10 protein-coding genes, 2 tRNA genes and 4 rRNA genes (1 of these 16 cut by a window edge) are annotated in these 25838 nt (G+C 58.8%); 7 read left to right on the plus strand and 9 right to left on the minus strand.

Translation table 11 applies throughout. The features are described 5' to 3' along the window. Positions 1-7192, minus strand: the beginning of a protein-coding gene (locus tag OGV19_RS23175) for an immunoglobulin-like domain-containing protein (protein ID WP_264310815.1). Its footprint begins 22742 nt before the window's first position; the window shows 7192 of its 29934 coding nt (coding positions 1-7192); its start codon is at positions 7190-7192; the stop codon falls past the left edge of the window. 347 nt (positions 7193-7539) lie between these two features. Here OGV19_RS23175 and OGV19_RS23180 point away from each other — a divergent pair, with 347 nt between their 5' ends. From OGV19_RS23180 to OGV19_RS23190, 3 genes are read left to right on the plus strand one after another with little or no spacing between them, the layout of a single operon-like run. Beyond that, entirely contained in the window at positions 7540-8877 is a 1338-nt protein-coding gene (locus OGV19_RS23180; protein WP_264310816.1) for a TolC family outer membrane protein, read from the plus strand. 44 nt (positions 8878-8921) lie between these two features. After that, complete coding sequence (locus tag OGV19_RS23185) at positions 8922-11078, plus strand: type I secretion system permease/ATPase (protein WP_264310817.1); 2157 nt, start codon at positions 8922-8924, stop codon at positions 11076-11078. Between the two features lie 7 nt (positions 11079-11085). Continuing rightward, on the plus strand, positions 11086-12444 hold the full coding sequence (locus OGV19_RS23190) for an HlyD family type I secretion periplasmic adaptor subunit (RefSeq protein ID WP_264310818.1): 1359 nt from the start codon (positions 11086-11088) through the stop codon (positions 12442-12444). A gap of 73 nt (positions 12445-12517) precedes the next feature. On the opposite strand, the gene lapD is transcribed toward OGV19_RS23190, so the two are convergent. After that, positions 12518-14464: a cyclic di-GMP receptor LapD gene (gene lapD, locus OGV19_RS23195; RefSeq protein ID WP_264310819.1), complete on the minus strand. Its 1947-nt coding sequence runs from the start codon at positions 14462-14464 to the stop codon at positions 12518-12520. Between the two features lie 10 nt (positions 14465-14474). Further along, on the minus strand, positions 14475-15236 hold the full coding sequence (lapG, locus tag OGV19_RS23200) for a cysteine protease LapG (protein WP_264310820.1): 762 nt from the start codon (positions 15234-15236) through the stop codon (positions 14475-14477). Between the two features lie 202 nt (positions 15237-15438). Between lapG and OGV19_RS23205 the strand changes: the two genes are divergently transcribed. The 4 genes from OGV19_RS23205 to OGV19_RS23220 all read left to right on the plus strand — a co-directional run bounded on the left by OGV19_RS23205 (position 15439) and on the right by OGV19_RS23220 (position 20305). Next, complete coding sequence (locus tag OGV19_RS23205; RefSeq protein ID WP_264310821.1) at positions 15439-16128, plus strand: GntR family transcriptional regulator; 690 nt, start codon at positions 15439-15441, stop codon at positions 16126-16128. Between the two features lie 125 nt (positions 16129-16253). Next, a complete protein-coding gene (locus OGV19_RS23210) occupies positions 16254-16757 on the plus strand; it encodes a sigma-70 family RNA polymerase sigma factor (protein WP_264310822.1) in 504 nt (167 codons plus the stop codon). Beyond that, on the plus strand, positions 16754-17722 hold the full coding sequence (locus tag OGV19_RS23215; protein ID WP_264310823.1) for a FecR domain-containing protein: 969 nt from the start codon (positions 16754-16756) through the stop codon (positions 17720-17722). Before OGV19_RS23210 ends, OGV19_RS23215 begins: the two co-directional genes overlap by 4 nt. 168 nt (positions 17723-17890) lie before the next feature. Next, complete coding sequence (locus OGV19_RS23220) at positions 17891-20305, plus strand: TonB-dependent siderophore receptor (protein ID WP_319026089.1); 2415 nt, start codon at positions 17891-17893, stop codon at positions 20303-20305. A 53-nt stretch (positions 20306-20358) separates the two neighbouring features. On the opposite strand, the gene rrf (OGV19_RS23225) is transcribed toward OGV19_RS23220, so the two are convergent. From rrf (OGV19_RS23225) to OGV19_RS23250, 6 genes are all read right to left on the minus strand, one after another. After that, a 5S ribosomal RNA gene (gene rrf / locus OGV19_RS23225) occupies positions 20359-20474 on the minus strand. A 109-nt stretch (positions 20475-20583) separates the two neighbouring features. After that, positions 20584-20699: ribosomal RNA gene (rrf, locus tag OGV19_RS23230) — 5S ribosomal RNA — on the minus strand. Positions 20700-20834: 135 nt separating this feature from the next. Next, positions 20835-23727 (minus strand): 23S ribosomal RNA (locus tag OGV19_RS23235). Positions 23728-23964: 237 nt separating this feature from the next. After that, positions 23965-24040 (minus strand) — tRNA-Ala (locus OGV19_RS23240). A gap of 24 nt (positions 24041-24064) precedes the next feature. Then, a tRNA-Ile gene (locus OGV19_RS23245) sits at positions 24065-24141 on the minus strand. Positions 24142-24228: 87 nt separating this feature from the next. After that, positions 24229-25765: ribosomal RNA gene (locus OGV19_RS23250) — 16S ribosomal RNA — on the minus strand. Together the 16S, 23S and 5S rRNA genes with 2 tRNA genes alongside form the textbook arrangement of a ribosomal RNA operon. Positions 25766-25838: the final 73 nt, after the last annotated feature.

Consider the following 25838-nt stretch of genomic DNA (forward strand, 5'->3'; position numbering starts at 1 on the left):
TCACGCCGCCTTCGGTCACGCTTGGCGAAGCAGTCAGGGTCGCGGTGGTGACATCGACCGAGTCATTGATCGAGGTCTGCGCCGGAGTCGGGTTCGGGGTCAACTGCTCGAAGTTACCGCCAGTAGCGCCAGTGATGGTGGTGCTAACGGTCGAGCCGTTGTTGTAGACGTCGTTGTCCGGGGTCTGGAAGTCAACGCTGCCCTGGGTCTTGCCCGCTTCAACGGTGATGGTCTGGCCGTTGGACAGGGTCACGGTCACCGGAGTCTGGGCAGGGTTGCTCAGGGTCACGGTGTAAGTGATTACGCCGCCTTCGGTCACGCTTGGCGAAGCAGTCAGGATCGCAGTGGTGTTGTCGACCGAATCATTGATCGTGGTCTGCGCTGGAGTCGGGTTCGGCGTCAGTTGCTCGAAGTTACCGCCAGTCGCGCCAGTAATGGTGGTGCTAACGGTCGAGCCGTTGTTGTAAACGTCGTTGTCCGGCGTCTGGAAGTCAACGCTGCCCTGGGTCTTGCCAGCCTCAACAGTGATGGTCTGGCCGTTGGACAGGGTCACGGTTACCGGAGTCTGGGCAGGGTTGCTCAGGGTCACGGTGTAAGTGATCACGCCACCTTCGGTTACCGAAGGACTGGCGGTCAGGGTCGCGGTGGTCACATCGACCGAATCATTGATTGTGGTCTGTGCCGGAGTCGGGTTCGGCGTCAGTTGTTCGAAGTTACCGCCAGTCGCGCCAGTGATGGTGGTGCTAACGGTCGAGCCGTTGTTGTAGACGTCGTTGTCCGGGGTCTGGAAATCAACGCTGCCCTGGGTTTTGCCAGCCTCAACGGTGATGGTCTGGCCGTTGGACAGGGTCACGGTTACCGGAGTTTGAGCTGGATTGCTCAGGGTCACGGTGTAGGTGATTACGCCGCCTTCGGTCACGCTTGGCGAAGCAGTCAGGGTCGCGGTGGTGACATCGACCGAATCATTGATTGTGGTCTGCGCCGGAGTCGGGTTCGGTGTCAGTTGCTCGAAGTTACCGCCAGTCGCGCCAGTGATGGTGGTGCTAACGGTCGAGCCGTTGTTGTAGACGTCGTTGTCCGGGGTTTGGAAATCAACGCTGCCCTGGGTCTTGCCCGCTTCAACGGTGATGGTCTGGCCGTTGGACAGGGTCACAGTTACCGGAGTCTGAGCAGGGTTGCTCAGGGTCACGGTGTAAGTGATTACGCCGCCTTCGGTTACCGAAGGATTGGCGGTCAGGGTCGCAGTGGTCACATCCACCGAATCATTGATCGTGGTCTGCGCCGGAGTCGGGTTCGGTGTCAGTTGCTCGAAGTTGCCGCCGGTAGCGTCAGTGATGGTGGTGCTAACGGTCGAGCCGTTGTTGTAGACGTCGTTGTCCGGGGTTTGGAAATCAACGCTGCCCTGGGTCTTGCCCGCTTCAACGGTGATGGTCTGGCCGTTGGACAGGGTCACGGTTACCGGAGTCTGGGCAGGATTGCTCAGGGTCACGGTGTAGGTGATCACGCCGCCTTCGGTCACGCTTGGCGAAGCAGTCAGGGTCGCGGTGGTGTTGTCGACCGAATCATTGATCGAGGTCTGCGCCGGGGTCGGGTTCGGCGTCAGTTGCTCGAAGTTACCGCCAGTAGCGTCCTGGATCGTGACACTTACGGTCGAACCGTTGTTGTAGACGTCGTTGTCCGGAGTTTGGAAATCAACGCTGCCCTGGGTCTTGCCCGCTTCAACAGTGATGGTCTGGCCGTTGGACAGGGTCACGGTTACCGGAGTCTGAGCAGGGTTGCTCAGGGTCACGGTGTAAGTGATCACGCCACCTTCGGTTACCGAAGGACTGGCGGTCAGGGTCGCGGTGGTCACATCGACCGAATCATTGATTGTGGTCTGTGCCGGAGTCGGGTTCGGCGTCAGTTGCTCGAAGTTACCGCCAGTCGCGCCAGTAATGGTGGTGCTAACGGTCGAGCCGTTGTTGTAAACGTCGTTGTCCGGGGTCTGGAAATCAACGCTGCCCTGGGTCTTGCCCGCTTCAACGGTGATGGTCTGGCCGTTGGACAGGGTCACGGTCACCGGAGTTTGAGCTGGGTTGCTCAGGGTCACGGTGTAAGTGATTACGCCGCCTTCGGTCACGCTTGGCGAAGCAGTCAGGGTCGCGGTGGTGACATCGACCGAATCATTGATTGTGGTCTGTGCCGGAGTCGGGTTCGGCGTCAGTTGCTCGAAGTTACCGCCAGTCGCGCCAGTGATGGTGGTGCTAACAGTCGAGCCGTTGTTGTAGACGTCGTTGTCCGGGGTCTGGAAGTCAACGCTGCCCTGAGTCTTGCCCGCTTCAACGGTGATGGTCTGGCCGTTGGACAGGGTCACGGTCACCGGAGTTTGAGCAGGGTTGCTCAGGGTCACGGTGTAAGTGATTACGCCGCCTTCGGTTACCGAAGGACTGGCGGTCAGGGTCGCAGTGGTCACATCGACCGAATCATTGATCGTGGTCTGCGCCGGGGTCGGGTTCGGCGTCAGTTGCTCGAAGTTACCGCCGGTAGCGTCAGTGATGGTGGTGCTAACGGTCGAGCCATTGTTGTAAACGTCGTTGTCCGGGGTCTGGAAGTCAACGCTGCCTTGGGTCTTGCCCGCTTCAACAGTGATGGTCTGGCCGTTGGACAGGGTCACGGTCACCGGAGTTTGAGCAGGGTTGCTCAGGGTCACGGTGTAGGTGATCACGCCACCTTCGGTTACCGAAGGATTGGCGGTCAGGGTCGCGGTGGTGACATCGACCGAATCATTGATCGTGGTCTGCGCCGGAGTCGGGTTCGGTGTCAGTTGCTCGAAGTTGCCGCCGGTAGCGTCAGTGATGGTGGTGCTAACGGTCGAGCCGTTGTTGTAGACGTCGTTGTCCGGGGTTTGGAAATCAACGCTGCCCTGGGTCTTGCCCGCTTCAACGGTGATGGTCTGGCCGTTGGACAGGGTCACGGTTACCGGAGTCTGGGCAGGATTGCTCAGGGTCACGGTGTAGGTGATCACGCCGCCTTCGGTCACGCTTGGCGAAGCAGTCAGGGTCGCGGTGGTGTTGTCGACCGAATCATTGATCGAGGTCTGCGCCGGGGTCGGGTTCGGCGTCAGTTGCTCGAAGTTACCGCCAGTAGCGTCCTGGATCGTGACACTTACGGTCGAACCGTTGTTGTAGACGTCGTTGTCCGGAGTTTGGAAATCAACGCTGCCCTGGGTCTTGCCCGCTTCAACAGTGATGGTCTGGCCGTTGGACAGGGTCACGGTTACCGGAGTCTGAGCAGGGTTGCTCAGGGTCACGGTGTAAGTGATCACGCCACCTTCGGTTACCGAAGGACTGGCGGTCAGGGTCGCGGTGGTCACATCGACCGAATCATTGATTGTGGTCTGTGCCGGAGTCGGGTTCGGCGTCAGTTGCTCGAAGTTACCGCCAGTCGCGCCAGTAATGGTGGTGCTAACGGTCGAGCCGTTGTTGTAAACGTCGTTGTCCGGGGTCTGGAAATCAACGCTGCCCTGGGTCTTGCCCGCTTCAACGGTGATGGTCTGGCCGTTGGACAGGGTCACGGTCACCGGAGTTTGAGCTGGGTTGCTCAGGGTCACGGTGTAAGTGATTACGCCGCCTTCGGTCACGCTTGGCGAAGCAGTCAGGGTCGCGGTGGTGACATCGACCGAATCATTGATTGTGGTCTGTGCCGGAGTCGGGTTCGGCGTCAGTTGCTCGAAGTTACCGCCAGTCGCGCCAGTGATGGTGGTGCTAACAGTCGAGCCGTTGTTGTAGACGTCGTTGTCCGGGGTCTGGAAGTCAACGCTGCCCTGAGTCTTGCCCGCTTCAACGGTGATGGTCTGGCCGTTGGACAGGGTCACGGTCACCGGAGTTTGAGCAGGGTTGCTCAGGGTCACGGTGTAAGTGATTACGCCGCCTTCGGTTACCGAAGGACTGGCGGTCAGGGTCGCAGTGGTCACATCGACCGAATCATTGATCGTGGTCTGCGCCGGGGTCGGGTTCGGCGTCAGTTGCTCGAAGTTACCGCCGGTAGCGTCAGTGATGGTGGTGCTAACGGTCGAGCCATTGTTGTAAACGTCGTTGTCCGGGGTCTGGAAGTCAACGCTGCCTTGGGTCTTGCCCGCTTCAACAGTGATGGTCTGGCCGTTGGACAGGGTCACGGTCACCGGAGTTTGAGCAGGGTTGCTCAGGGTCACGGTGTAGGTGATCACGCCACCTTCGGTTACCGAAGGATTGGCGGTCAGGGTCGCGGTGGTGACATCGACCGAATCATTGATCGAGGTCTGCGCTGGAGTCGGGTTCGGTGTCAGTTGCTCGAAGTTACCGCCGGTAGCGTCCTGGATCGTGACACTTACAGTCGAGCCGTTGTTGTAGACGTCGTTGTCCGGGGTCTGGAAATCAACGCTGCCCTGGGTTTTGCCAGCCTCAACAGTGATGGTCTGGCCGTTCGACAGGGTCACGGTTACCGGAGTTTGAGCAGGGTTGCTCAGAGTCACGGTGTAAGTGATTACGCCGCCTTCGGTCACGCTTGGCGAAGCGGTCAGGGTTGCAGTGGTGACATCGACCGAGTCATTGATCGAGGTCTGCGCCGGGGTTGGGTTCGGCGTCAGTTGCTCGAAGTTACCGCCGGTAGCGTCCTGGATCGTGACACTTACAGTCGAGCCGTTGTTGTAGACGTCGTTGTCCGGGGTCTGGAAATCAACGCTGCCCTGGGTCTTGCCCGCTTCAACAGTGATGGTCTGGCCGTTGGACAGGGTCACGGTTACCGGAGTCTGAGCAGGGTTGCTCAGGGTCACGGTGTAGGTGATCACGCCGCCTTCGGTTACCGAAGGATTGGCGGTCAGGGTTGCAGTGGTGACATCGACCGAGTCATTGATCGAGGTCTGCGCCGGAGTCGGGTTCGGCGTCAGTTGCTCGAAGTTACCGCCGGTAGCGTCAGTGATGGTGGTGCTAACAGTCGAACCGTTGTTGTAGACGTCGTTGTCCGGCGTCTGGAAGTCAACGCTGCCTTGGGTCTTGCCCGCTTCAACAGTGATGGTCTGGCCATTGGACAGGGTCACGGTCACCGGAGTTTGAGCTGGGTTGCTCAGGGTCACGGTGTAAGTGATTACGCCGCCTTCGGTCACGCTTGGCGAAGCGGTCAGGGTCGCAGTGGTGACATCGACCGAATCATTGATCGAGGTCTGCGCCGGAGTCGGGTTCGGGGTCAACTGCTCGAAGTTACCGCCAGTCGCGCCAGTGATGGTGGTGCTAACGGTCGAGCCGTTGTTGTAGACGTCGTTGTCCGGGGTCTGGAAGTCAATGCTGCCCTGGGTCTTGCCCGCTTCAACGGTGATGGTCTGGCCGTTGGACAGGGTCACGGTCACCGGAGTTTGAGCTGGACTGCTCAGGGTCACGGTGTAAGTGATTACGCCGCCTTCGGTTACCGAAGGATTGGCGGTCAGGATCGCAGTGGTCACATCGACCGAGTCATTGATCGAGGTCTGCGCTGGGGTCGGGTTCGGCGTCAGTTGCTCGAAGTTACCGCCAGTCGCGCCAGTAATGGTGGTGCTAACGGTCGAGCCGTTGTTGTAAACGTCGTTGTCCGGGGTCTGGAAATCAACGCTGCCCTGGGTCTTGCCCGCTTCAACGGTGATGGTCTGGCCGTTGGACAGGGTCACGGTCACCGGAGTTTGAGCTGGGTTGCTCAGGGTCACGGTGTAAGTGATCACGCCGCCTTCGGTCACGCTTGGCGAAGCAGTCAGGGTCGCGGTGGTGACATCGACCGAATCATTGATTGTGGTCTGTGCCGGAGTCGGGTTCCGCGTCAGTTGCTCGAAGTTACCGCCAGTCGCGCCAGTGATGGTGGTGCTAACGGTCGAGCCGTTGTTGTAGACGTCGTTGTCCGGGGTCTGGAAGTCAACGCTGCCCTGGGTCTTGCCAGCCTCAACAGTGATGGTCTGGCCGTTGGACAGGGTCACGGTTACCGGAGTCTGAGCAGGGTTGCTCAGGGTCACGGTGTAGGTGATCACGCCGCCTTCGGTCACGCTTGGCGAAGCGGTCAGGGTCGCAGTGGTCACATCCACCGAGTCGTTGATCGTGGTCTCGGCCGGTGCAGGATTCGGCGTCAACTGCTCGAAGTTACCGCCGGTAGCACCCGTGATGGTGGTGCTAACGGTCGAGCCATTGTTGTAAACGTCATTGGCCGGGGTCTGGAAATCAACGCTGCCTTGAGTTTTACCAGGTTCAATCGTGATGGTCTGGCCATTGGACAGGGTCACGGTCACCGGAGTTTGAGCAGGGTTGCTCAGGGTCACGGTGTAGGTGATCACGCCGCCTTCGGTCACCGAAGGGTTGGCCGTCAAGGTCGCCGTAGTGGTGTCGATGGTGTCGGTAATCTGCGTAACCGCCGGCGTTTGCGGCAGGGTCACGATCAGGCCGTTACCACCGGTCGTGCCCGTGACGGTCGTCGAAATCTGCCCACCGTCGATGTACGGCGTGTCATTGGCCGGGATGGTGACATTTACGCTACCGCTGGTCTGCCCTGCCGGAATGACGATCACTGCGCCGTTGGCCAGGGTGACGATCAGATTCGACGTCGGCGCCTGGCCAACTGTCGCCGTATAAACGATTACGCCACCCGCTTCGGTGATGGAAGGGGTGGCGTTGAGGACCAGGGCGGTAGTGACATTGGTCTCGGTTGTGGGCGGAATGACCTGGTTGTTGTTACTGGTATCCACCGCGCCGACATCTTCATTGTCCTGCACTGCGGCAAAGCCCAATGGGTCGGTCGGGAAACCGATACTCGGGTCAACACGGCCCGCGGTCTCCTCAAGCATGACAAAGCTGTGGCCCCCCCCCAGCGCACCACCACCGCTCGCCGCTGCCGGGCCTGCTGCGGTAGCTTCGAGTTCGGTAGTCGGGTCGACACCCGCAGCGATCGCCTGCTGCAACTCTTCAACCGACGGCGCTGCCTCCGCAGTGGCCTGGCCCAGGTCGGTGCTGCTGTAGGGCGCATCCGCGCTCCAGTGGCTGTCGCGACCCAGGTCGAGCAGACGGCCGTCGGCCAGCTCGAGGGTTATAGCGCCGCCTGGGCCGGTGAGCACTTCCTCACCCGCCAACAGGCGATCACCTTCGATGAGTACACGCCGGATGCCCTCTGGGGATACCGCAATAACCTGGCCGACAATGCTTTTGACGATGGCTACAACGCTGCTCATTGGACTCTCCGTGTGACCCGATTCGGGTACTTCCCTGCCAGAGCGGCGCTCTTAAGCCACTTCCGGCGGATCTGTGTCGATTGATATGTTGACGATTTGACGTCAAAATTACGTCTATAACTGTTTGGAATTAACCATCTGCCAAACTATTGACCTTATACTCGCCATCCTAAACAATCGGCAATGTAATGTCACATTGATATTTGTACCTTTGCCACCCCTTCCTTTAGTACTAATCCAGTGCCCGCAGGAAGTCCGCTCATCGGTCAGATCAGTTGCCATTTTCCAGGCCCTGAACAGCAAAAACCGTGATTCAGGACAATAGCGCCCTCGGGAACCCGCCAAAAATGCGTGCGTCACTGTTTACCGTTCTTCCCATCACCCTAGCCGCCACGTTCGTACAAGCACAATCCTTGCCCGAAGCCATGCAGACAGCCCTTGAGAGACACCCGGAAATCCAGGCCGGTGTGAATGCTCGAGTGGCCGCTGATTATCAGCTGCGTGCGGCCAAGGGTGGCTATCTGCCGCGGGTGGATGTGACGGCAGGGTATGGTCGCGAGGGTACCGATAGCCCGAGCACCGGTAATCGCTGGGACACGCTGAACCGAGGCGAGTCAGCAATCCGTCTTCGCCAAATGGTTTTTGACGGTTTTGCCACGTCCAATGAAGTCGGCCGTCAACAAGCCACCGCCAACGCACGCGCCTACTCCCTGATGGGCACCTCCGAGCGCACCGCGCTCGACGTCGCCCAGGTGTACCTGGATGTGCTGTCGCGACGCGAGATGGTGCGCCTGGCCGAAGACAACCTGAGCAACCACGAACGCATTCTGGATCAGATCAAATTGCGCACCAGCCGCGGCGTCGGCCGCCTGGCTGACCTGGACCAAGCTGAGGCACGCCTGGCCCAGGCGCAAAACAATCTGATTACCGAAAAGACCAACCTGGCCGATGCCAGCACCAACTACCTCAGCGTGGTGGGCCAGTTGCCCGATGAGCTGAGCGCACCTGCGCCGTTCATCGACCTGCTACCAGCCACACTGGAAGAAGCCCGCACGCAGCTGGTGGAAAGCAGCCCAGTGCTGCGCTCGGCCGAGTCGGACATTGCCGCAGCAGAAAAACAGTACGAGGCGGCAAAGTCGTCGTTCTACCCCCGCTTCGATGCAGAACTCGGACGCACGGCCGATAACAATATCGACGGCACCGCAGGCCATAACAACGAATGGCAGGCTATGCTGCGAATGAACTTCAATTTGTATGCTGGCGGCAGCAACAAGGCAGACCTGGAGTCCAAGTCGTACCTGTCCAACCAGGCGCTGGATATCCGCAACAATGCCTTGCGTCAGCTCAATGAAGAGTTGGGACTGGCATGGAATGCTCAGGATAACGCCAACGCCCAGTTGCCGATCGCCCAGCAGTATGTCGATCACAGCAACCGTGTGCGCAGCGCCTACCAACAGCAATTCAGCCTGGGCGAGCGAACCCTGCTCGACTTGCTCGACAGCGAGAATGAAACCTTCACTGCCCAGCGTCGCCTGGTGGAAGTGAAGAACATACAATTGTTTACTCAGTATCGAATCAAGGCGACCATTGGCCAGCTGCTCAAGAGTCAGGGTGTCGTAGCCCCGCTGGCCACCGTTGTGCAGAACGATCTGAAACCGAGGGTGAGCCTGCCAGGCCTGAACTGAGGCACACCCTGCCCCACCCACCGCAAGGATGAAGAGAGCGCCGCGTGGAATCCGAAGTCAGTCGAGTCCAACTCAGCCACGATCCACGCAGTCAGCATGACGATCCCTTGCTGGATAGCCTGCTGAGCCTGTGTGTCCTGCACCAGAAACCTGCCAGCCGGGTCATGCTGACCACCGGCCTGCCGCTGCCCGCCCAGCGCCTGAGCCCCGAGCTGCTGCCCCGTGCGGCAGCCAGGGCCGGCCTGCAAGGGCGGCTGCTGCAGCGCAAGCTGGAGCAGATCCCCAGTATCGCCATGCCGGCCATGCTGTTGCTCAAGGAAGGCCGCAGCGCCGTCCTGCTGGGCTGGGAGAACGAAGACACCGCACGCCTGCTGCTCAGCGAGAGCGATGGTGGCGAGGTGCACGTCAGCCGCGAAGCGCTGCTCAGTGACTACAGCGGGCGCGTGTTCTTCGCTCAGCCGCAGCACAAGTTCGACGTCAACCACGGCAACCTCATCCCGCGTGCCAAATCCTGGTTCCGCGACACCTTGCTGCGCAGCAAATGGCTGTATATCGACGCCATCGCCGCCAGCCTGGTGATCAACCTGATCGCCCTGGCCGCGCCGCTGTTCGTCATGAACGTGTATGACCGGGTGGTGCCCAACCAGGCGACCTCCACCCTGTGGGTGCTGGCCGTCGGCATCGCCGGCGCCTACCTCTTCGACCTGATCCTCAAAGGCCTGCGCGGCCTCTGTCTGGACCTGGCCGGCAAGAAGACCGACCTGATCATCTCGGCGACGTTGTTCGAGCGTATCGTCGGCATGTCGATGAAGTACCGCCCGGCGCGGGTCGGCAGCTTTGCCCAGAACATCCATGAGTTCCAGGGTTTACGCGACTTCCTGGCGTCCTTGACCCTGACCAGCCTGATCGACCTGCCGTTCACGCTATTGATCCTGATCGTCATCGCCATCATTGGCGGGCACCTGGTGTGGATCCCGATCATTGCCTTCCCGCTGGCCCTGGGCATCGGTTACGCCCTGCAACGGCCGCTGATGGCGACCATGGAGCGGACCATGGCCCTGGCCTCGGAGCGTCAGTCGAGCCTGATCGAGACCCTAGCGGGCCTGGATGCGGTCAAGGTCAACAACGCCGAAAGCGAGCGCCAGTACATGTGGGAGCAGACGCTGGGCACCCTCAGCCGTCTGGAATTGCGCGTCAAAGTGCTGTCGAGCCTGGCGATGAACATCACCCTGCTGATCCAGCAGCTGGCTGGCGTGGCGATGATCTGCGTCGGTGTCTACATGATCATCGACGGCAACCTGAGCATGGGTGGCCTGGTCGCCTGTTACATGCTCAGCGGCCGCGCCCTCGGCCCGCTGGGCCAGCTCAACGGTTTGCTGGCCCGTTATCAGCAGGCCAAGGTGACCATGGTCTCCACCGACCACATGATGGAACTGCCGCAGGAGCGCAACTTCGAGGAACGCCCACTGAGCCGCCGTGTGCTGCAGGGCAGCATCGAGTTCCGCGGGGTCGATTTCACCTACCCGAACCAGCAGAACCTGGCGCTGAAGAACATCAACCTGACCATTCGCCCCGGCGAAAAGGTTGGCATCATTGGCCGAAGCGGCTCGGGCAAGAGCTCTCTGGCCAAGCTCATCGTTGGCCTGTATGAGTCCGACGGTGGGTCTCTGCTGGTCGATGGCGTGGATATCCGTCAAATCGACGTCAGCGAGCTGCGCCACAACATCGGCTATGTGCCTCAGGACATCCAGCTGATGGCCGGCACCCTGCGCGACAACCTGGTCAGCGGCGCGCGCTACATCGAAGACGAAATGATCCTCCAGGCTGCGGAACTTGCTGGTGTTCATGAGTTTGCCCGGCTGCACCCCGACGGCTATGAGCTGCAAGTGGGTGAGCGTGGCCAGAACCTCTCCGGCGGCCAGCGGCAGAACGTTGCCCTGGGCCGTGCATTGCTGCTCAACCCACAGATCCTGCTGCTCGACGAGCCGACCAGCGCCATGGACAACACCGGTGAAGAGCGCCTCAAACAGCGTCTGCAGGCGGTAATCGAAAACAAGACGGTGCTGCTGGTGACACACCGCGCCTCGTTGCTGTCGCTGGTGGACCGGCTGATCGTCATCGATCGCGGGCAGATTGTCGCCGACGGCCCGAAAGCCGCGGTCATGGATGCGCTGAAGAAGGGGCAGATCAGTGTTGCATAAGCTCGATATGGGGCAGTTTAAGGATGGCCTGCGGCGCTACTTCAAAGGCTCCGATTCGCTTGGCGGGCAGCCGCTGCCCGAGGTCAACAAGGCACTGATCGAGGACGCGCCGCGGGTGGTGCGCCTGACCATCTGGGGTGTGATCGCGTTTTTCGTGTTCCTGATCGTCTGGGCCAGCGTTGCGCCGATCGATGAGGTTACGCGCGGTGAAGGCAAGGCCATTCCATCCTCAAAGGTGCAGAAGATCCAGAACCTTGAGGGCGGCATCGTCGCCGAAATTTACGCCAAGGAAGGGCAAATCGTCGAAGTCGGCCAGCCCTTGCTGCGCCTGGACGAAACCCGCTTCGCCTCCAACGTCGGCGAGACCGAGGCCGACCGCCTGGCCATGGCCCTGCGCGTCGAACGCCTGAGTGCCGAGGTCGAAGACCGCCCGCTGAAAATCGATGAAGAACTGCGCAAGGCAGCGCCTAGCCAGGCAGCCAACGAAGAGTCGCTGTACCTGAGCCGGCGCCAGCAACTGCAGGATGAGATTGGTGGCCTGCAGCAGCAGTTGGTACAGCGCCAGCAAGAGCTGCGCGAGTACACCTCCAAGCGCGCGCAGTACGCCAACAGCCTGCAACTGCTGCGTCAGGAAATCTCGATGTCCGAGCCGCTGGTAGCCCAGGGCGCGATCTCCCAGGTCGAGGTGCTGCGCCTGCGCCGTGCCGAAGTGGAAAACCGCGGCCAGATGGACTCCACCGCGCTCGCCATCCCGCGTGCCGAGGCCGCCATCCGGGAAGTACAGAGCAAGGTCGAGGAAACCCGTGGCAAGTTCCGCAGCGAAGCGCTGACCCAGCTCAACGAGGCCCGCACCGAGCTCAGCAAAGCCACCGCCACCAGCAAAGCACTGGATGACCGGGTTCACCGCACCATGGTCACCTCGCCTGTGCGCGGTATCGTCAAACAGCTGCTGGTCAACACCATCGGCGGGGTGATCCAGCCGGGTAGCGACATCGTCGAGGTCGTGCCACTGGACGACACGCTGGTCATCGAGGCCAAGATCCTGCCCAAGGACATCGCGTTCCTGCACCCGGGCCAGGAGGCAACCGTCAAGTTCACTGCCTATGACTACACCATCTACGGTGGCCTCAAGGCCAAGCTGGAACAGATCGGTGCCGACACCATCACCGATGAAGACAAGAAGACCACGTATTACCTGATCAAGCTGCGCACCGATCGCAGCCACCTGGGCACTGACGAGAAGCCCCTGCTGATCATTCCCGGGATGGTGGCGACGGTGGATATCATGACCGGCAAGAAGACCATCATGAGCTACCTGCTCAAGCCGATCATGAAGGCGCGCTCGGAGGCCTTGCGCGAGCGTTAAGGGCTGACACTAAACGTGCGCTGCCTGTGTAGGAGCGGCCCTTTCGCGACGCAGGGCCGCTCCTACACAGGGTTCAGCGCCAGGGCGCGGGCTCACCCACCAACTGCCCCTGAATACCGCCCACGCCCATCTCCCGTAGCACCAACCTTTCCCCTTCCGTCTCGACCCGTTCAGCAATCAACGGCAGGTCGATACTGTGTGCCGCACGCTGGATTGCCTCGATGAACAGGCGCTTGTGCTGCTCATGGTCGATGTTGCGGATGTAGCTGCCATCGATTTTCAGGTAAGCAAGGCCCAGGTGCGCCAGGTTGCCAATCATGCTGAAGCGGCCACCAAAGCGCTGCAGCGCCAGCCCGAAGCCAAGTGCGTGCAGGCGGCGGGTCAGTTGTTCCAGTGCAGACTGCTCGGGCAACTGCTCTTCGCCGATCTCGAACGTCAAGCGTGGGCCCAGCGCCGCATTCTGGCTTAGCAACTCGTACACGCGTTGCAGCGCCTTGGGGTCGGCCAAGGTTGCAGCAGACAGGTTCAGCGCCAGCATCTGATCATGGCTGCGCAAGTGAGCGAGCACCTTTTCCAGCACCAGCACATCCAGACGCGGCATCCAGCCAAAGCGCTCCAGCCAGGGCAGGAAGCGGCCGGCCGGCAGCGCCTCGCCCGGCTCATCCTGCAAGCGCGAGATGACTTTGTGATGCAACACCCGTTGCGCTGTGCCGCAGTCCACCACCGGCTGGAAGAACAGCTCGAAATGACCGTTGAGGAATGCCTGATCGAGCCGCTCATGCCAGGCATGATGGCTATCGCCAGCCACCGCGGCCGCACCCTGTTCAAGGCACACCCAGCCCGGCGTCGGTTGGTTTTCGGCGCGGGCCAGGGCTTCGTCGGCGAGTTTCAGCAATGCCTGTGGCGCATCGCCGGGGCTGAAGGGCGCAAGGCCGATGCACGCCACCGGGTCGACATCACTGGCGCCCGTCTCGTGCAGGCTCTGTAGCGTTGCCTCCAGGGCCTGGGCGAGCTGCACCGCCTCCTCATGCACCATGCCCGGCGCCAGCACGGCGAACTCGCCGCCACGGCTACGCGAAATCAGGTCTTTGGTTTCTGGGTAGCTGGCACAGGTGCGGCGTAACTGCTCGCCCACGGCCTGCAACAGCTGATCGGTACGCTGCCCGCCCAAGCGTGCGTTGAGGCCTGCCAGCCCCTGCACCCGCAGCAACAGCAAGTAACCGGCACGCGCCTCCTCCATGTTGCTGACGCGCGTATTGAGCTGCATCTCGAAGTAACGGCGGTTAGACAAGCCGGTGAGGCTGTCCTGGTAGGACTCTGCACGCAACCGCTCACTGCGCTCGGCCTGCTCGGTGAACAGGGCCTTGAGCTTCTCGACCATCTGGTTCATCGCCTGTACCACACGGCGCAGTTCAGGTGTACGCGGCAGGTCTGGCAGGCTGAGGAATTCGCGTCGGGCGATGGCATGGGATTGCTCGACCATGTAATCCAGCGGCCGCAATTGGCGGCGCAGCAGCAAGGCACCGAGCACCGCGCTGGCAGCGCCGCACAGCAACAACCAGCCCAGGCTGCCCAACGCGCTCTGCCAGAGCTTGGCGATGGCGAACATCGGATGGCTGATCACCTCGACCCGGGCGGCCTGCTGCCATCCACGGCTGACGATGGCGTCGCCACCGGCAGCTTCAAGGCCGATAAGGTGCACGAACCAGGCTGGCACACCTCCCCGATCAGGCTCGGCATGGCGCTCCACCAGCACGGCATTGGAGCCCAGGTCGACGACCTTGATGCTCGCATAGTAGCCACTGTCGAAGATCGAACTGACCATCAGTTCGACCATCGCCGGGTCATCTATGTTTGGCGTCAACGACAGCGCCAGGGCGGTGGCTGCATCCTGGGCGTGCGAACGCAGCTGGTTGACGTACTGGCTGCGCGAGCTCTCCAGGCTGACCATGAAGCTGCCGCTGAACGCGACCACCAGGAACAGGCAAATGGCCAACAGCAATTGTTTGAACAGTGACATCTGTGCTCCTTCAGTAAACCGGCTCGGCCGGGAACCCTTCGGCCTGCATTTTTTTCAGCAAATCCTGCCAGCGTGACAGCCGCTTGGTATCGCCGACCTTCTTGTTGCCGGCAGCACCTGTCAGCCACAGCCCCTCACCATTGAAGGCGTATACCGGCAACAGGTCGGGGCGCTGGCTCGCTGGCTTGATGGCATCCATCAGGCTGTCGAGCACCAACGGTTGGGCCTGTGGGCTTGCATAATAGGTCAGCACCATGTGCGCTCGGTTCTGCCGCAACGCCTTGACGTAGGTGATACGCAGCTTTTCGCTGGGGATGCCCATGCGCCGTAGGCTGAAATACTTGGCAATAGCGTAGTCCTCGCAATCACCAGCCCCCTTGATCAAGGCCTGGACCGGCGTGGCCCAATAATCGACCTCGCGCCACAGGTCGATATCTTCGACGTAGCGCAGTTGCTGGTTGAAGAAGCGATTGACCACCTGCAGCTGCTCCAACTCACTGGCCTGCTTCTGCGTGGTCATCAGGTTCTGCCAGGCGTCGATACGCCCCTGCCCTGCGCCCAGCGGGCCATACAGGGCTTGCGACTTGCGACTGATCTGGGAAAAATCCCAATCCGCGTGCAAACCGCCCAGTAGCAAGCTACCCAGCAGCGCGGCAAGGCCGACACGTCGCACAGCGGTTTTGAACATCCAGGATATCGCCACTGCGAAGACCTGTTCAGACCAGTCGAAAGCAGCGATGGTGCGGCCTGCCAGTGCAAAAGACAATGGCACCCTGCAATCACGCCAATGGTCGGGCCATAATAACTTTATGGCTATCTCGTTCTATGTGCCGCTTCCTTTGGCAGGCGACTTCATACACCATAGCCGCGGCCTTGGGTCACCCGCTCCAGTGCGGTTGACGGTTTGACAAGCCCCCTTGCCTATTACTAGTGTCATTGGATCCAACTTTCGTTATTGTCGAGGCAGACTCCGCGTGGCCGAGAAAATCAAATTGAGCAACGTGCTGGCTAGCGAACAGCTATCCCCGCACCTGGCACGTGCCGTGATCGAAGAGCGCCTGCGCAGCGCCATTCTTGATGGTCGTCTGCCGCCAGGTACTGCTGTGCGTCAACAAGAGCTCGCTACCTTGTTCGGGGTCAGCCGCATGCCTGTGCGCGAGGCCCTGCGCCAACTCGAAGCGCAATCGCTGCTGAAAGTGGAGATGCACAAAGGGGCGGTGGTTGCGCCATTGATTGGCGAGGACGCAGTGGACACTTATGCCCTGCGTGTACTGCTCGAAAGCGAGGCGCTGCGCCAATCGGTGCCGCTGCTTGATAGCGACGACATCGCCCGAGCCCGCGGCTACATCCAGCAACTCGAAAACGAGACCCTCCACGCCGAAATCGGTCGCCTCAACCGTCTGCTCCACATGACGCTGTACAGCAAGGCGTCGAACAAGAAGTTGCTACGCCTGATCGAGAACGAGCTGAACGAGGAAGAGCGTTTTCTGCGCTTTCATCTTTCGTCCATGGGGCTGGGGAAACTCACCCAGGACGATCACAACGCCCTGGTGGACGCGGCCAGCGACAAGCTGGTGGATGAAGCCATCGCGGTGCTGGAGCGGCACTTGAACTCAGGGGCGCGTGTTATCAGGAACTACCTGGATACACAGTTGGGGCGCTAACGGTTCTGCCTGGCCTGGCCACGGGTTGCATAGCAGCCCGACATCAGACTGTTGCAAATTAGCCTTGCACCGCAAACAATGAGACTAATTATCATTCATGTCCATTGAAGCCAGCGCCCTCCTCCATGCCTTCCAATGACTCCGTGCAAACGCTCTACAGTGACCACCACGGCTGGCTGCATGCCTGGCTGCGCAGCAAGCTGGGCAATGCCGCCGATGCCGCGGACTTGGCCCAGGACACCTTCGTCCGGCTGTTACAGCGCCGCGAGCAGGTGCAGCTCAACACGCCAAGGGCCTTCCTGTGCACCGTCGCACGTGGGTTGGTGATCGATCACTGGCGTCGTGAAGAACTGCATCGGGCTTACCTCGAAGCACTGGCTCATCTGCCTGAGGCCCTGGCGCCTTCGGCCGAAACCCGCGAAGTGTTGCTGGAACTGCTGGAGCGTATCGCGCGTATGCTCGATGGCCTCAAGCCTAAAGTGCGCCGCGCATTTTTGCTGGCCCAATGCGAAGGGCTGAAGCATCAGGCCATTGCCGAGCAAATGGGTATCTCCGTACGCACCGTGGAGCGCTATATCGCGGATGCGCTCTACCATTGCTACCTGCTGCGCTTCGAAGACGAGCGATGACAGCCGCCGCCCCTTCGGCCAAAACAGTCAAGCAGGCCATTCAGTGGATGCTCAGGCTGCGCGAGAGCGGCAATAGCCCCGCACTGCAGCATCAATGCGAGCAGTGGCGTCGCGCGCGACACGAACACGAGCTGGCGTGGCAGCGGGTGGTTCATCTGCATCAGGACCTTGACCTGCGCGCTATCCCCGGCGCGGGGGTTGCCCTGCAGACCCTGGAAACCAGCCAACGACGCCTGCACCGCCGCCAGGCGCTCAAATTGCTTGGCGGTGCTGCCCTGGCGGGCACTGCTGCATGGCTGGCCAAAGACCTCGATAGTGTCAGCGTGTGGGCCTCGGACTACGCTACTGCCACTGGCGAACGGCGTAGCTTCCGCCTGCCCGATGGCTCGCTGATGCAACTGAATACGCGCAGTGCCGTGGACCTGGCCTTTGACGATCAGCAGCGTTTGATCCGCCTCAAGCAAGGGGAGTTGATGCTCACCTGCAGCGAGGCGCCGAATCCGCCACGCCCCCTGTTGGTACAGACGCAACACGCCCTGCTCGAAGGTCTCAATGGGCGCTTTGTGGTACGGCAGGATATCGACTGCACAAGGGTCAGCGTCAGCCAGGGCAATGTGGCGATCCACCGGCCGGGGAATGGCCAGGTGCAGTGGATCACCAGCGGTCAGGACTGGCGCCTGGACGTAAACAGTGCACAACGCCTGGACCGCGTGGCCATGGACCCGGCGGCCTGGAGCGAAGGGCTGATCGTGACCCGCGACATGCGCTTGCGCGATTTTCTTCAGCAGGTGAGCCGTTATCGCAACGGCTACCTGGGCTGCAGCGATGATATTGCCGATCTGCGCCTGTCAGGTGTATTCCGTCTCCAGGACCCTGAACAACTGCTGCAACTGCTGCCCCAAACGCTGCCTGTGAGGCTTCGCCAACGCACGCGCTGGTGGATTCGCGTTGAGCACATTGCCTGACTTCACCCACGTGCTGATTTTTTGGCGGGATTTGGGCGCCGATCCGGCTAGGACAGTAAGCAACGCCTTCTGCCCTCCCCTTTAATGGACTCATTCATGCCCATCGCCTCAACACCCGCACGCCCATCCAACGCGAATGATTTTCGACCTGTCTTGAATTCAGCCAGCCTGCGCAAAGCCGTACGGGCAGCCCTGTTCGGCACCGCCCTGGGCATGACCGCCCTGCCGCTTCAAGCCCTGGCCGCCGAGGCCTCTCAGGCAAGCCAGCAGTATGCGATCCCGGCCGGCCAATTGAACGATGTGCTCAACCAGTTTGCACGCCAGACGGGGATCACCTTATCGAGCACACCGCAATTGACCAGCGGGCTGCAATCCAGTGGCCTGCAAGGGCATTACTCGCCCGAACAGGCTCTGCGCCAACTGCTCAATGGCAGCGGCCTGGAAGCCGTCAGCCAAGGTGGGCGCAACTATGTGTTGCGGGCACTGCCTGAGGGTGCCGCGCTGTCGCTGCCAGACACCGACATCCGCAGCTTCAGCCTTGGCAATGCCCTGGGCAGCATGGACGGCTATAACGCTACGCACAGCCAGGTTGCGACCAAGACCAGCATGCCACTGGTGGAAACCTCGCAATCAGTCTCGGTGGTGACCCGCCAGCAAATGGATGATCAGGGCTCGCAGACCGTCGCCCAGGCCATGCGTTATACCCCAGGGGTACTGACCAACCCCTATGGCGCTACGCACCGCTACGACTATGTGGCCATGCGTGGTTTCAATGATGGTTCGGTGGACAACATCTACGTCGATGGCCTGAAGTCCATGGGTGACAACGGCACCTACAGCACCATGCAGGTGGACCCTTACTTCCTTGAACGCATCGACATCCTCAAAGGGCCCTCTTCGGTCCTTTATGGCCGCAGCTCCCCTGGGGGGCTGGTGGCATTGACCACCAAGAAGCCCCTGTTTACCCCTTTCCATCAGATCCAGGCCACTGTGGGCACCCAGGGCCAGCGTGGCATGGGTTTCGACTTCAGCGGCCCGGTAGATGACGACAAACGTATCGCCTATCGTCTGACAGGCCTGGCGGATAGCTCAGACACCCAGTTCGACCACAGCAAGGAAGAACGCTACGCCATCGCTCCGGCTATCAGCATCGACTTCACCGAAGACACCTCACTGACGCTGCAGGCGTATCTGCAGCACGACCCCAATGGCGGCTACCACGGCGGCAACCCGGCGGACGGCATGCTGCACAAGCGCAACGGGCTGCGCCTGTCAGACCACTTCTTTGAGGGCGAACCCGGGGTCGACAACTACGAACGCACACAGCAGTCGTTCAGCTACCAGTTCGAGCACCGCTTCAACGACGTGTTCACCGCCCGGCAGAACTTCCGCTACCAGGACTCTGATGTCTCGATGGACCAGGTGTATTCGGCCGGCTGGGCGGATGCCGACAGCAACATCCTCAACCGCGCCTATACCGGCGGTGACGAGCGCCTGCATTCGTACATCATCGATAACATGCTGCAGGCAGAGTTCTTCACAGGCGCGGCCAAGCATACCTTGCTGCTTGGCACCGACTATCAGCGCCGCAAGGCGGACGTTGAATGGCGTTACGGCACAGTCGATCCGCTGGATGCGGGCAACCCTCAATACGGCAATGGCAACCTGCAGGTGCTCGGTGAAAACCGCTATCAGCGCCGTCTGCAGCAAACAGGTGTGTACTTGCAGGACCTGGTCGAGCTGGACCAATGGCGCTTCTCGTTGGGGCTGCGCCAGGACTGGGTGAAAGTCTCTGAGGAGAACCGTGACAGCAACACCAAGGTCAACGACCAGCGCACCAAGTTCACCACCCGGGCGGGTGTGCTGTATCTGTTCGAGAACGGTATGGCGCCTTATGTCAGCTACTCGGAGTCGTTCAACCCCAATACCGTTTCTGACCAGGATGGCCGCCCGCTGGCTCCGACCGAGGGCACTCAGTGGGAGGCGGGTATCAAGTATCAACCACCAGGCAGTGACAACCTGTTCACCGCATCGGTATTCCGGATCGAGCAAGAGAACCTGGCATCCAAGCAGCCGAACGAGGAGTTCTATCGCCCCGTGGGTGAAGTTCGCTCACAAGGGCTGGAATTGGAGGCCCATGTTCAGGTGACCGATAACCTCAAGCTGCTGGGCGGCTACACCTTTACCGACATCGAGTATTCCAAGACGATGCCGAGCCTGGTGGCCCCCAGCCTGGACAACAAGGGTCATTCACCTACCCAGGCACCCAAGCAGATGTTTTCACTGTGGGCTGATTACAACTTCCGTCAGGGAGCGCTGGACGGCCTGCGACTGGGCGGCGGGGTACGGTATGTGGGGTACAGCTGGGTGGATGCGGAAAACAGCATGAAGGTGCCTTCCTACACGCTATTTGACGCTTCCATCGGCTATGACCTGGGCAAGGTAGGCCTGACGGGGGTGGATGTGCGCCTGAACGCCAACAACCTCACCAACGAAAGCTACATCACCTCATGTGCCAGCCTGAACTACTGCTACATGGGTGAAGAGCGAAACGTAAGCGCTACGGTCAGCTATCAGTTCTGACCGGAAAAGACAAAGCCCCTGTCTGCATCGCAGACAGGGGCTTTGGGTTTGAATCTTGACGATGACCTACTCTCACATGGGGAAACCCCACACTACCATCGGCGATGCATCGTTTCACTGCTGAGTTCGGGATGGGATCAGGTGGTTCCAATGCTCTATGGTCGTCAAGAAATTCTGTGTGCCGGCCCGTCCTGAAGACGTACCCGCGAAATTCTATGGCTTCTACTTAAAGACAAAACCCCTACCTGCTCGCGCAAATAGGGGTTTTGCGAAATGAATCTTGACGATGACCTACTCTCACATGGGGAAACCCCACACTACCATCGGCGATGCATCGTTTCACTACTGAGTTCGGGATGGGATCAGGTGGTTCCAATGCTCTATGGTCGTCAAGAAATTCTGTTGCCAGAATATCCAGATGGACAGCCCAGCGAATTCGGATATGCGATATTTGTGGTTACGAACTTTCGGTTATTTCGTCTTCACCACCACAATTCGGCGTCTTACGCTCAAATTGCTTGGGTGTTATATGGTCAAGCCTCACGGGCAATTAGTATTGGTTAGCTCAACGCCTCACAGCGCTTACACACCCAACCTATCAACGTCGTAGTCTTCGACGGCCCTTTAGGGGATTCAAGATCCCAGTGAGATCTCATCTTGAGGCAAGTTTCCCGCTTAGATGCTTTCAGCGGTTATCTCTTCCGAACATAGCTACCCGGCAATGCCACTGGCGTGACAACCGGAACACCAGAGGTTCGTCCACTCCGGTCCTCTCGTACTAGGAGCAGCCCCTCTCAAATCTCAAACGTCCACGGCAGATAGGGACCGAACTGTCTCACGACGTTCTAAACCCAGCTCGCGTACCACTTTAAATGGCGAACAGCCATACCCTTGGGACCGGCTTCAGCCCCAGGATGTGATGAGCCGACATCGAGGTGCCAAACACCGCCGTCGATATGAACTCTTGGGCGGTATCAGCCTGTTATCCCCGGAGTACCTTTTATCCGTTGAGCGATGGCCCTTCCATACAGAACCACCGGATCACTAAGACCTACTTTCGTACCTGCTCGACGTGTTTGTCTCGCAGTCAAGCGCGCTTTTGCCTTTATACTCTACGACCGATTTCCGACCGGTCTGAGCGCACCTTCGTACTCCTCCGTTACTCTTTGGGAGGAGACCGCCCCAGTCAAACTACCCACCATACACTGTCCTCGATCCGGATAACGGACCTGAGTTAGAACCTCAAAGTTGCCAGGGTGGTATTTCAAGGATGGCTCCATGAGAACTGGCGTCCCCACTTCAAAGCCTCCCACCTATCCTACACAAGCAAATTCAAAGTCCAGTGCAAAGCTATAGTAAAGGTTCACGGGGTCTTTCCGTCTAGCCGCGGATACACTGCATCTTCACAGCGATTTCAATTTCACTGAGTCTCGGGTGGAGACAGCGCCGCCATCGTTACGCCATTCGTGCAGGTCGGAACTTACCCGACAAGGAATTTCGCTACCTTAGGACCGTTATAGTTACGGCCGCCGTTTACCGGGGCTTCGATCAAGAGCTTCGCTTGCGCTAACCCCATCAATTAACCTTCCGGCACCGGGCAGGCGTCACACCCTATACGTCCACTTTCGTGTTTGCAGAGTGCTGTGTTTTTAATAAACAGTCGCAGCGGCCTGGTATCTTCGACCGGCATGGGCTTACGGAGCAAGTCCTTAACCCTCGCCGGCGCACCTTCTCCCGAAGTTACGGTGCCATTTTGCCTAGTTCCTTCACCCGAGTTCTCTCAAGCGCCTTGGTATTCTCTACCTAACCACCTGTGTCGGTTTGGGGTACGGTTCCCAGTTATCTGAAGCTTAGGAGCTTTTCTTGGAAGCATGGCATCAACCACTTCGTCGCCTAAAGGCAACTCGTCATCAGCTCTCGGCCTTGAGATCCCGGATTTGCCTAAGATCTCAGCCTACCACCTTAAACTTGGACAACCAACGCCAAGCTGGCCTAGCCTTCTCCGTCCCTCCATCGCAATAACTGGAAGTACAGGAATATTAACCTGTTTTCCATCGACTACGCTTTTCAGCCTCGCCTTAGGGACCGACTAACCCTGCGTCGATTAACGTTGCGCAGGAAACCTTGGTCTTTCGGCGTGGGAGTTTTTCACTCCCATTGTCGTTACTCATGTCAGCATTCGCACTTCTGATACCTCCAGCAAGCTTCTCAACTCACCTTCACAGGCTTACAGAACGCTCCTCTACCGCATCATCATAAGATGATACCCGTAGCTTCGGTGCATGGTTTGAGCCCCGTTACATCTTCCGCGCAGGCCGACTCGACTAGTGAGCTATTACGCTTTCTTTAAAGGGTGGCTGCTTCTAAGCCAACCTCCTAGCTGTCTAAGCCTTCCCACATCGTTTCCCACTTAACCATGACTTTGGGACCTTAGCTGACGGTCTGGGTTGTTTCCCTTTTCACGACGGACGTTAGCACCCGCCGTGTGTCTCCCATGCTCGGCACTTGTAGGTATTCGGAGTTTGCATCGGTTTGGTAAGTCGGGATGACCCCCTAGCCGAAACAGTGCTCTACCCCCTACAGTGATACATGAGGCGCTACCTAAATAGCTTTCGAGGAGAACCAGCTATCTCCGAGCTTGATTAGCCTTTCACTCCGATCCACAGGTCATCCGCTAACTTTTCAACGGTAGTCGGTTCGGTCCTCCAGTCAGTGTTACCTAACCTTCAACCTGCCCATGGATAGATCGCCCGGTTTCGGGTCTATACCCAGCGACTAAACGCCCTATTAAGACTCGCTTTCGCTACGCCTCCCCTATTCGGTTAAGCTCGCCACTGAATATAAGTCGCTGACCCATTATACAAAAGGTACGCAGTCACCTAACAAAGTAGGCTCCCACTGCTTGTACGCATACGGTTTCAGGATCTATTTCACTCCCCTCTCCGGGGTTCTTTTCGCCTTTCCCTCACGGTACTAGTTCACTATCGGTCAGTCAGTAGTATTTAGCCTTGGAGGATGGTCCCCCCATATTCAGACAAAGTTTCTCGTGCTCCGTCCTACTCGATTTCATTGATAAGAGATTTTCGTGTACGGGGCTATCACCCACTATGGCCGCACTTTCCAGAGCGTTCCACTAATCTCAAACCAACTTAAGGGCTGGTCCCCGTTCGCTCGCCACTACTAAGGGAATCTCGGTTGATTTCTTTTCCTCAGGGTACTTAGATGTTTCAGTTCCCCTGGTTCGCCTCTTGCACCTATGTATTCAGTACAAGATACTCAGCTTATGCTGAGTGGGTTCCCCCATTCAGAGATCTCTGGATCACAGTCTGTTTGCCGACTCCCCAAAGCTTATCGCAGGCTACCACGTCTTTCATCGCCTCTGACTGCCAAGGCATCCACCGTATGCGCTTCTTCACTTGACCATATAACCCCAAGCAATCTGGTTATACTGTGAAGACGACATTCGCCGAAAATTCGTTTTGCTCTTTCGAGCCCACAAATTTTACCTTAGCCTGATCCACTACCAGTGAAAGTAGTGTTCAGTCTATTTCTATCACATATCCGAATTTTTAAAGAACGATCTGACAAAAGTCAGAAATCAACATTCATTAACGAATGTTCATTTCTAAGTTCTGACAAGCTACTGCTTACGGCGAAAGTGGTGGAGCCAAGCGGGATCGAACCGCTGACCTCCTGCGTGCAAGGCAGGCGCTCTCCCAGCTGAGCTATGGCCCCGTATTCTACGGCTGAACCATGTAATGGTAGGTCTGGGCAGATTTGAACTGCCGACCTCACCCTTATCAGGGGTGCGCTCTAACCAACTGAGCTACAGACCTATAACAGGGTCGCGTTACAGCATCGTCTTTATACAAGTGAATCAAGCAATTCGTGTGGGAGCTCATCAGCAGGCTGATGTCGTCGATTAAGGAGGTGATCCAGCCGCAGGTTCCCCTACGGCTACCTTGTTACGACTTCACCCCAGTCATGAATCACACCGTGGTAACCGTCCTCCCGAAGGTTAGACTAGCTACTTCTGGTGCAACCCACTCCCATGGTGTGACGGGCGGTGTGTACAAGGCCCGGGAACGTATTCACCGCGACATTCTGATTCGCGATTACTAGCGATTCCGACTTCACGCAGTCGAGTTGCAGACTGCGATCCGGACTACGATCGGTTTTGTGAGATTAGCTCCACCTCGCGGCTTGGCAACCCTCTGTACCGACCATTGTAGCACGTGTGTAGCCCAGGCCGTAAGGGCCATGATGACTTGACGTCATCCCCACCTTCCTCCGGTTTGTCACCGGCAGTCTCCTTAGAGTGCCCACCATAACGTGCTGGTAACTAAGGACAAGGGTTGCGCTCGTTACGGGACTTAACCCAACATCTCACGACACGAGCTGACGACAGCCATGCAGCACCTGTGTCAGAGTTCCCGAAGGCACCAATCTATCTCTAGAAAGTTCTCTGCATGTCAAGGCCTGGTAAGGTTCTTCGCGTTGCTTCGAATTAAACCACATGCTCCACCGCTTGTGCGGGCCCCCGTCAATTCATTTGAGTTTTAACCTTGCGGCCGTACTCCCCAGGCGGTCAACTTAATGCGTTAGCTGCGCCACTAAAATCTCAAGGATTCCAACGGCTAGTTGACATCGTTTACGGCGTGGACTACCAGGGTATCTAATCCTGTTTGCTCCCCACGCTTTCGCACCTCAGTGTCAGTATCAGTCCAGGTGGTCGCCTTCGCCACTGGTGTTCCTTCCTATATCTACGCATTTCACCGCTACACAGGAAATTCCACCACCCTCTACCGTACTCTAGCTTGCCAGTTTTGGATGCAGTTCCCAGGTTGAGCCCGGGGCTTTCACATTCAACTTAACAAACCACCTACGCGCGCTTTACGCCCAGTAATTCCGATTAACGCTTGCACCCTCTGTATTACCGCGGCTGCTGGCACAGAGTTAGCCGGTGCTTATTCTGTCGGTAACGTCAAAACAGCAAGGTATTCGCTTACTGCCCTTCCTCCCAACTTAAAGTGCTTTACAATCCGAAGACCTTCTTCACACACGCGGCATGGCTGGATCAGGCTTTCGCCCATTGTCCAATATTCCCCACTGCTGCCTCCCGTAGGAGTCTGGACCGTGTCTCAGTTCCAGTGTGACTGATCATCCTCTCAGACCAGTTACGGATCGTCGCCTTGGTGAGCCATTACCCCACCAACTAGCTAATCCGACCTAGGCTCATCTGATAGCGCAAGGCCCGAAGGTCCCCTGCTTTCTCCCGTAGGACGTATGCGGTATTAGCGTTCCTTTCGAAACGTTGTCCCCCACTACCAGGCAGATTCCTAGGCATTACTCACCCGTCCGCCGCTGAATCGAAGAGCAAGCTCTTCTCATCCGCTCGACTTGCATGTGTTAGGCCTGCCGCCAGCGTTCAATCTGAGCCATGATCAAACTCTTCAGTTCAATACTGCTTGGGTTTTTAAGAAACCCTAAACTTGGCTCAGCAATCTCAAATGACTATGTGATTTCTCGCATG

Origin of the sequence: Pseudomonas putida (assembly GCF_025905425.1) — a bacterium.
GTDB classification, from domain to species: Bacteria; Pseudomonadota; Gammaproteobacteria; order Pseudomonadales; family Pseudomonadaceae; genus Aquipseudomonas; species Aquipseudomonas putida_AF.

Coding starts and splice junctions, on each gene's coding strand:
- OGV19_RS23215 (WP_264310823.1), top strand. CDS start 16,754: ATGACAGCCGCCGCCCCTTCGGCCAAAACAGTCAAGCAGGCCATTCAG.
- OGV19_RS23180 (WP_264310816.1), top strand. CDS start 7,540: ATGCGTGCGTCACTGTTTACCGTTCTTCCCATCACCCTAGCCGCCACG.
- lapD (WP_264310819.1), bottom strand. CDS start 14,464: ATGTCACTGTTCAAACAATTGCTGTTGGCCATTTGCCTGTTCCTGGTG.
- OGV19_RS23210 (WP_264310822.1), top strand. CDS start 16,254: ATGCCTTCCAATGACTCCGTGCAAACGCTCTACAGTGACCACCACGGC.
- OGV19_RS23190 (WP_264310818.1), top strand. CDS start 11,086: ATGGGGCAGTTTAAGGATGGCCTGCGGCGCTACTTCAAAGGCTCCGAT.